Here is a 6,054-nt window from a genome sequence, read left to right as displayed (position 1 = left end):
CGAAGATCCCCTTCGCCTTGTACGACAACCGGCTGTCGCGGAACAGGCCGTTGGCGATCTGGGTGAACTGATCGGCCGCCATCACACCCCGGCGGATTCCCGCCCCGAAGCCGATGTCGTGTTCGTCTTCGATCGCTAGGGCGGAGGTGGCTTCCAGCAGGGCGACATCGAGAGTGGCGGGGCGGTCGGTGATCGAGTAGACGACCTCGCCGAGTGTTCCGTTCGGGCGGCGCAGGCGTTCGCGGATGAGGTAGCCGTGCCGTTCCAGTTCCTTCAGGCCGACGCGGACCGCCTCGCGTCCGTCGGGGCCCAGGGAGACGAGGTGGGCGAGGGTGACCTGCCAGCCGTCCCGGTGCGTACTGACGTACCCGAAGATCCCCTTCGCCTTGTACGACAACCGGCTGTCGCGGAACAGGCCGTTGGCGATCTGGGTGAACTGATCGGCCGCCATCACACCCCGGCGGACCCCTGCCCCGAAGCGACTCACCGCGGTGTCTCCGAGGCGGGCCGCGCGCGGTGTCCAGGGCAGCGCTCCAAGCCCGCCGGGATGGGGCGGGCTGCGGGCCTGAGTGCGCGGTCGTGCGTGTGTTCCATGGCGTCAGCTCACCCGCCGACCCCGACCAGGCTGACGGCCACGAGCCCCGACCATCGGTCACGATCCGGCAACGCAGCCGTCTAGCTGCCGTGGTCGGGCTCATGGTCGGGCCGACCACGCACCTTCAGCCCGGCACGCAGTCGCACCGAGAGCCCGATTGCGCAGCGACGAACGTTGCGCAATCGGGCTGTGCAACGGGTCGGGGGTCGTGCGCAGTCGCCATGCGCGGTGCGACTGCGCAGTCCGCCCAGGATCTGGTGATCTTTCTGGTGTGCAGGTCCGGGGTGCCGCACTGCGCAGGTGTCCAATGCGGCCAGGGGGGCTTCCGTCTGCGCATCGGTTCGCGGGCCCCAGGGTCCGCACGGCTCGTGGCCGCGCAGCAGTCCTCGGCCGCGGCACGTGTGCCGGCCCCGATGACCCCTCGCCTGCTCGGGGCTGACCCGTGGTCGGGCCTGTGGTCGGGCCGACCATGACCCCGACCATGGACTTCGTGTCCCCATCGTGACCGTGGTCGGGCCTTCATGGTCGGTGGTCGGGTCGGGGTCAGCGGGTTTTCTCAAGGTCAGCAACATCCGTTCTGACCTGGGAGTTTGACCATGTCTCCTGGCAAGCAGGCCGCAGAGAGCCAGGCTGCTGCTCCGATGGCCGCGGGCATCGAGCTGGAGAAAATGCGGCGGCGCGTCCGCCTATCACGTCTGGTCTTGTTCATCGCGATCGCGGCCGGGCCCGTCGCCCTGGGCGTCGCGGTACTGTCCAGACCGACCACGGTCGTGGCCGCCCCCGCAGCCAAGCCCACCACCGTGCGCACGACGGCGGTCGGCACCGACCCGGCCGGCTATGCGCAGCTGTTCATCGGCGCGTGGCTGCGCAGCAGCACCGACGACGCCACGACTGCGCAGGCCCGGCTTGCGCAGTCACTCGCGCCGGACGTCGATCTGCCCGACCCGGCGGCCGATGCACCACCGAAGCCGGAGTCGGTATCCGCGGTGCGCAGCGTGCAGCGCGACGCTGGCCAGTGGGCGGTGACGGTGGCTGCGCAGTACGACGACGGGCAGGTGCGCTACTTCGCCGTGCCTGTGGCCGCTGACAGCAGTGGCGACTCGTTCACGGTGACCGGTGCCCCGGGGGTGGTGGCCGGCCCGGCCCGTGCCGGGATGCCGGAGTCTCCGTACTCGGTGACCGTGCCGACCGGAGGTGATCTTTCGTCCGCGGTCGGGGAGTTCCTCGGCGCCTATCTGACCGGTTCCGGCGGGATGGACCGCTACCTCGCTCCCGGGGTGCGTCTGTCGCCGGTGTCCCCCGCCCCGTACACCGCGGTCGGGGTCCAGCAGGTGCTTGCCGTCGAGGAAGCCGCAGCCGCCGAGCGGGTTCCGGTCGACGGCACCACGGCCCGTGTCCTCGTACAGGTGGAGGCCCGGGACGGTGCGGGGCGGTGGCCGCTGGCGTACGAGACCGGGCTCAAGTCCCGGTCGGGCCGGTGGGAAGTCACGGCGCTTGAGTCCGGGACCGTCCGGAACGGGGGCCGGTCGTGAACACGGTGCACAGTGTCGTGCTCGCCGGGAAGCTGAACGACCTCGGCGACAGCTGGATCGACATGCTTGGGAACTGGGCCACCAAGGGGCTGAAGGCTGGGCTGGTCTGTCTCGTGGTCATCGTCATGATCCAGAAGTTCAGCCTGAAGGCCGGGATCGGCGCGCTACTGCTCATGGCGGTCGCGCTGGGGCTGTACAACTCGCGCGAGGATCTGGCGGCCATCTTCCAGGACGAGGTGAAGAACCCGTCCCAGGGAGCACCGGCCGTTCCGGGCATGGTGCCCGGTACCGGCCCGCTCGCCCGTTCGCACCCCGGCGGCGTGGGAGAGCAGCTGTGAGCGCGGCGGCCACGGGTCGGGTTGGCCGGTACTACACATCCGCCCGGCGTCACCCCTGGGTGCTGGGCAAGGTCGCCGACTGGCGGATCCCGCTCGGCCCGTACACGCCCGCGCAGATCGCGGCCGCGGTGCTCGGCGGTTTCCTTCTGGTCAAGACGATCCCGCTGTGGTCGTGGATGGGCCCGGTCCCGATCGTGGCCTGGCTGCTGGTGGTCTGGGCGGTACGCCGGCCGAAGTTCAAGGGGCTTTCCCCTGCGCAGTCGGCGCTGGGCTGGGTGCTGCTCGCCGGGCAGCCGCAGGGTGGTCGGATCCGTGGTCGGGCCGCCCGGGACCGCTCTTCGCGTTTCCTGGGCGGCGGTTTCACCGTCGAGGACGTCGACTGCTCCGTCGTGCCGCCCCGCACCGAACTGCCTGCGCCTGGGCGGACACCGCGCAGGAGCCGGGTGTCCCGTGCGCCCGTGCGGCGGCGCCATGAGCCGAAGGCGCAGCAGTGTTCGGTGCGTCCGGTGTCGGGTGTGCAGCAGTTGCTCGCCCTTGCTGAGCAGGGGGGTGCGCGGTGAGGGTTCCGGTCCGTCATATCGCGGGGCATCTGGTGTGGTCGACGCAGGGCAGTGTCTGGGCCGTCTACCGTCTTCACCCCGGCGCGGACGCGCATGGCCACCGTGAGGAAGCCGTCCAGGGCACTTATGTGCCGGCCGCTGTCCGTGACGAGCAGCTCGCGAAGATCACGCATCTGGTCCGTTCCTTGTCCGGGGCGCCGCGCCTGTTCGGGCTGTGCGCCCAGGTCGACCCGGGCGAGATCGCCCTGCGCATGATCGAGGGCATCGACCCCGGAGACCAGAGCGTCGGCGATGGTCCGCATCCGTGGGTGGAGAGCGTCGAGGCCGCTCTTGACCTGCTGGACGGGCAGGAGATGCACCGGCGCACGCTGTGGCTGGCGGTGCCCCTGCAGACCGACATGACGGGTGGGCAGGTCGCCGCGTCCTTCGGCGCGATGTGGGCGGACATCGCGCCGGTGATGGGCATGCAGGCCCCGCCCGTGGACCGGCGCGAGGTGAATTCCTACCGCGAGCAGGCCTCCCGGGTGGAGTCTGCGCTGGCCGGTGGCGTCGCCTTCCGGCCGGCCCGCCCGGCAGAAATCGTCTGGATGATCCAGCACGCCCTCCACCGGGGCCTGCCGGAGCCTTTGCTCGCCGAGGCGGAGAGCAGCGACCTGTACGGCGGGCGGGTCCGGGCTGGGGTGCTGCGCTCCCCGAGCTATGCCGACCTCGGCCAGGCCCGTCTGCAGGAGGGCGGCGCCGATGCCGCGCTCGACGATGTCGATGGCCTGGGCGGCGCCGACGGGATCGCCCGGTCGGGCCGCAGGGCCTGGTGGCGGCTGAAGACCTCGTCCCCGCTCGGGCGGCGCTGGCTGCAGGTGGAGTCCGACACCGGGGTGGGCTACCAGGCGCAGTTGGTGCTGGCGGAGTGCCCGCCTGCGGTCAGCCAGGATGCCGCCGATCTGTTCGCCCAGCTGGAGACGCTCGACTTCCCGGTCGACTACGCCGTCGATCTGTGTCTGGTGCCGGCGGAGAAGGCGCGCGGCCAGGTGCAGCGGAAGAAGAACGAGCTGGTCGACCAGGCCGACCAGTACGACACCCGCCCCACCGGGATGCCCGCCTCCCTGAACGACGCCGCCCGCGATCTGGGCGAGTTGGACGCCCGTCTGTCGCGGACCTCGGTCGAGGTCGAGGTGCAATCGGTGACGGTGCTGACGGTGTGGGGGCCGACCGCAGCCGTCTGTGACGCCCGCGCTCGGGCCCTGGCCGCGCTGCTCGGTGGTGCGGACTACCGCGCGGTCCGTCCGGTCGGGCTGCAGGAGAAGCTGTTCGCCCTCGGTCTGCCCGGCATGGCCCGGCCTGGTGTCCTGAGGGAGTTCGTCCAGCACCAGGTCTCCGAGGACTGGGCTCTGGGCGGGGCTTTCACGGCCTCGGAGGTCGGCGACCCGAACGGGATCTTCCTCGGTTTCGATCTGGACTGTGGCACCACCCGCCCCGTGATGATCAATGTCGCGGATGCGCCGAAGCAGGACGCGAGCGCGTCCATGGGCATCGTCGGGGACCCCGGCGGGGGCAAGAGCGTCTTGGAGAAGCTGGTCTCGGAGGCGGTGTGGGCGCGCGGCGGAGTCGCGATCTGCATCGACCGCACCCCGGTACGGGAGTGGGCGACGTTCGCCCGTACCGCGGCTGCGGGCCGCTGTCAGATCATCGACGCCGCCCAGGCGGAAGTGTCCATCGACCCGCTGCGCTGCTTCGGCGGTCCCGAGGGGCGCCACTACGCCTTGTCGTACCTCACGCTGCAGCTAGGTATCGGCCCGATGAGCACGAACGGCGAGGTCCTGCATCACGCTGTCGAGCAGGCCGCCGCCAGTGACGCCCCTTCGATGCACCGCGTGCTTGAGGTGCTTGAGGAGATGGCCCTCCAGCAGGCGGGCAAACGGCAGGACGCGGCCGCCACCCTGGCCGGGCTCGTCCGGGTCGTGGCCGACAACCGGCTCGCGGCGATGGTGTTCGACCCGGAGCTGCCGCCGGTACGGCTGGACGTCTCCAGCGCCTCCGACATGATCGTCATCACGACAGCCGGGCTGAAGCTGCCGCCGAAGGCGGCGTTCGAGAACCCCGAGGTCCTGCACCAGCAGCCGCTGGAAGCGCTGATCGGCCGCGCCGTGCTGTACCTGATCGCCGCGATCGCCCGGCAGACCGCGTTCGAGGACCCCGACCGGTTCGCGGCGTTCGTGCTGGACGAGCTGTACTGGCTGACCAGCTCCGCCGAAGGCATCGCCCTGGTCCACGAGATCCTCCACGACGGCCGCAAGCACGGGGCCGGTGCGATCGTCGCCTCCCACGACGCGGAGGAACTCGGCCCCGACCGGGGGCTGATGGCCTACCGCGCGCTCGCCCGTACCACCGACCGTGAGCGCGCCCGCCGGGGACTTGAGTTCCTCGGGCTGGATCCGAACGACCCCGAGCTGCTGCGCCTGGTGACCACCGGTCTGTCCCCTGTCGGGCAGAAGGGCCGCGAGGGCGAGTTCCTGCTGGCCTGCCCGCGCAGGAACACCGGCCGGGTCAAGGTCGCCATCCCCCGCATCCAGCGCATCGCCTCCTCCATCACCACCACCCCGGGACGCCGCATGTCCGCGCCGCCTGTCGGCGCCGCCGCCGGCGACCGTCCGGAAGGACTTCGATGACCCCCTCCTTCTTCTCCCCCAGCCGTTCACGGCGCCTCGCCTGCACCGCGAGCATCCTCACGGTGGTCACCGTCGCCGTCGGGCTTCTCGTCCTGGCGCTCGGGACGGGCCTGCCTGAGGCATGGTGGCCACGCACCGGTCAGGCCTTCGCGATGGACTTCACCGGCCGGCACGGGGATTCGTGCGCGCTGATAAAGGGCCCGGCCAAGGCGTACTGCGAGCGTGAAGGAGACACCACCGGCGTCGCCTCCATGCAGGGAAGCGGTGACGCTGCGGTGTGGAAAGCGGTGCCGGCCGCGGCGGCGGTGGGCGCACTCGTGATCTGGCGGCGCGGCACGTCCACGGGCCGAGGGCAGCACTGAG

5 protein-coding genes and 1 pseudogene are annotated in these 6,054 nt (G+C 71.1%); 5 read left to right on the top strand and 1 reads right to left on the bottom strand.

Translation table 11 applies throughout. The features are described 5' to 3' along the window. Positions 1-487: pseudogene (locus tag ACFVYE_RS37125) on the bottom strand (hypothetical protein); the annotation flags it as partial. 704 nt (positions 488-1,191) lie between these two features. Between ACFVYE_RS37125 and ACFVYE_RS37120 the strand changes: the two are divergent. The 5 genes from ACFVYE_RS37120 to ACFVYE_RS37100 are packed head-to-tail and all read left to right on the top strand — an operon-like array spanning position 1,192 to position 6,053. Next, a complete protein-coding gene (locus ACFVYE_RS37120) occupies positions 1,192-2,127 on the top strand; it encodes a conjugal transfer protein (protein ID WP_389608399.1) in 936 nt (311 codons plus the stop codon). Continuing rightward, on the top strand, positions 2,124-2,465 hold the full coding sequence (locus tag ACFVYE_RS37115; protein WP_389608398.1) for a hypothetical protein: 342 nt from the start codon (positions 2,124-2,126) through the stop codon (positions 2,463-2,465). Before ACFVYE_RS37120 ends, ACFVYE_RS37115 begins: the two co-directional genes overlap by 4 nt. Then, complete coding sequence (locus tag ACFVYE_RS37110) at positions 2,462-3,025, top strand: hypothetical protein (RefSeq protein ID WP_389608397.1); 564 nt, start codon at positions 2,462-2,464, stop codon at positions 3,023-3,025. The genes ACFVYE_RS37115 and ACFVYE_RS37110 overlap by 4 nt, the downstream gene beginning before the upstream one ends. Further along, the gene (locus tag ACFVYE_RS37105) at positions 3,022-5,691 is read left to right on the top strand and encodes an ATP-binding protein (protein WP_389608396.1); all 2,670 of its coding nucleotides are present in this window, start codon (positions 3,022-3,024) and stop codon (positions 5,689-5,691) included. Before ACFVYE_RS37110 ends, ACFVYE_RS37105 begins: the two co-directional genes overlap by 4 nt. Continuing rightward, positions 5,688-6,053 carry a hypothetical protein gene (locus ACFVYE_RS37100; RefSeq protein ID WP_389608395.1) on the top strand — a complete coding sequence of 122 codons (366 nt, stop codon included), beginning with the start codon at positions 5,688-5,690 and terminating at the stop codon, positions 6,051-6,053. Before ACFVYE_RS37105 ends, ACFVYE_RS37100 begins: the two co-directional genes overlap by 4 nt. The last annotated feature ends 1 nt before the right edge of the window (position 6,054 follow it).

This window comes from Streptomyces sp. NPDC058239 (assembly GCF_042882185.1).
GTDB lineage: Bacteria > Actinomycetota > Actinomycetes > Streptomycetales > Streptomycetaceae > Streptomyces.
This window is presented reverse-complemented; position numbering and strand designations above follow the sequence as displayed.

What these genes read in the sequence shown, in the direction of transcription:
- ACFVYE_RS37100 (WP_389608395.1), top strand. Translation starts at nt 5,688, where the DNA reads ATGACCCCCTCCTTCTTCTCCCCCAGCCGTTCACGGCGCCTCGCCTGC.
- ACFVYE_RS37120 (WP_389608399.1), top strand. Translation starts at nt 1,192, where the DNA reads ATGTCTCCTGGCAAGCAGGCCGCAGAGAGCCAGGCTGCTGCTCCGATG.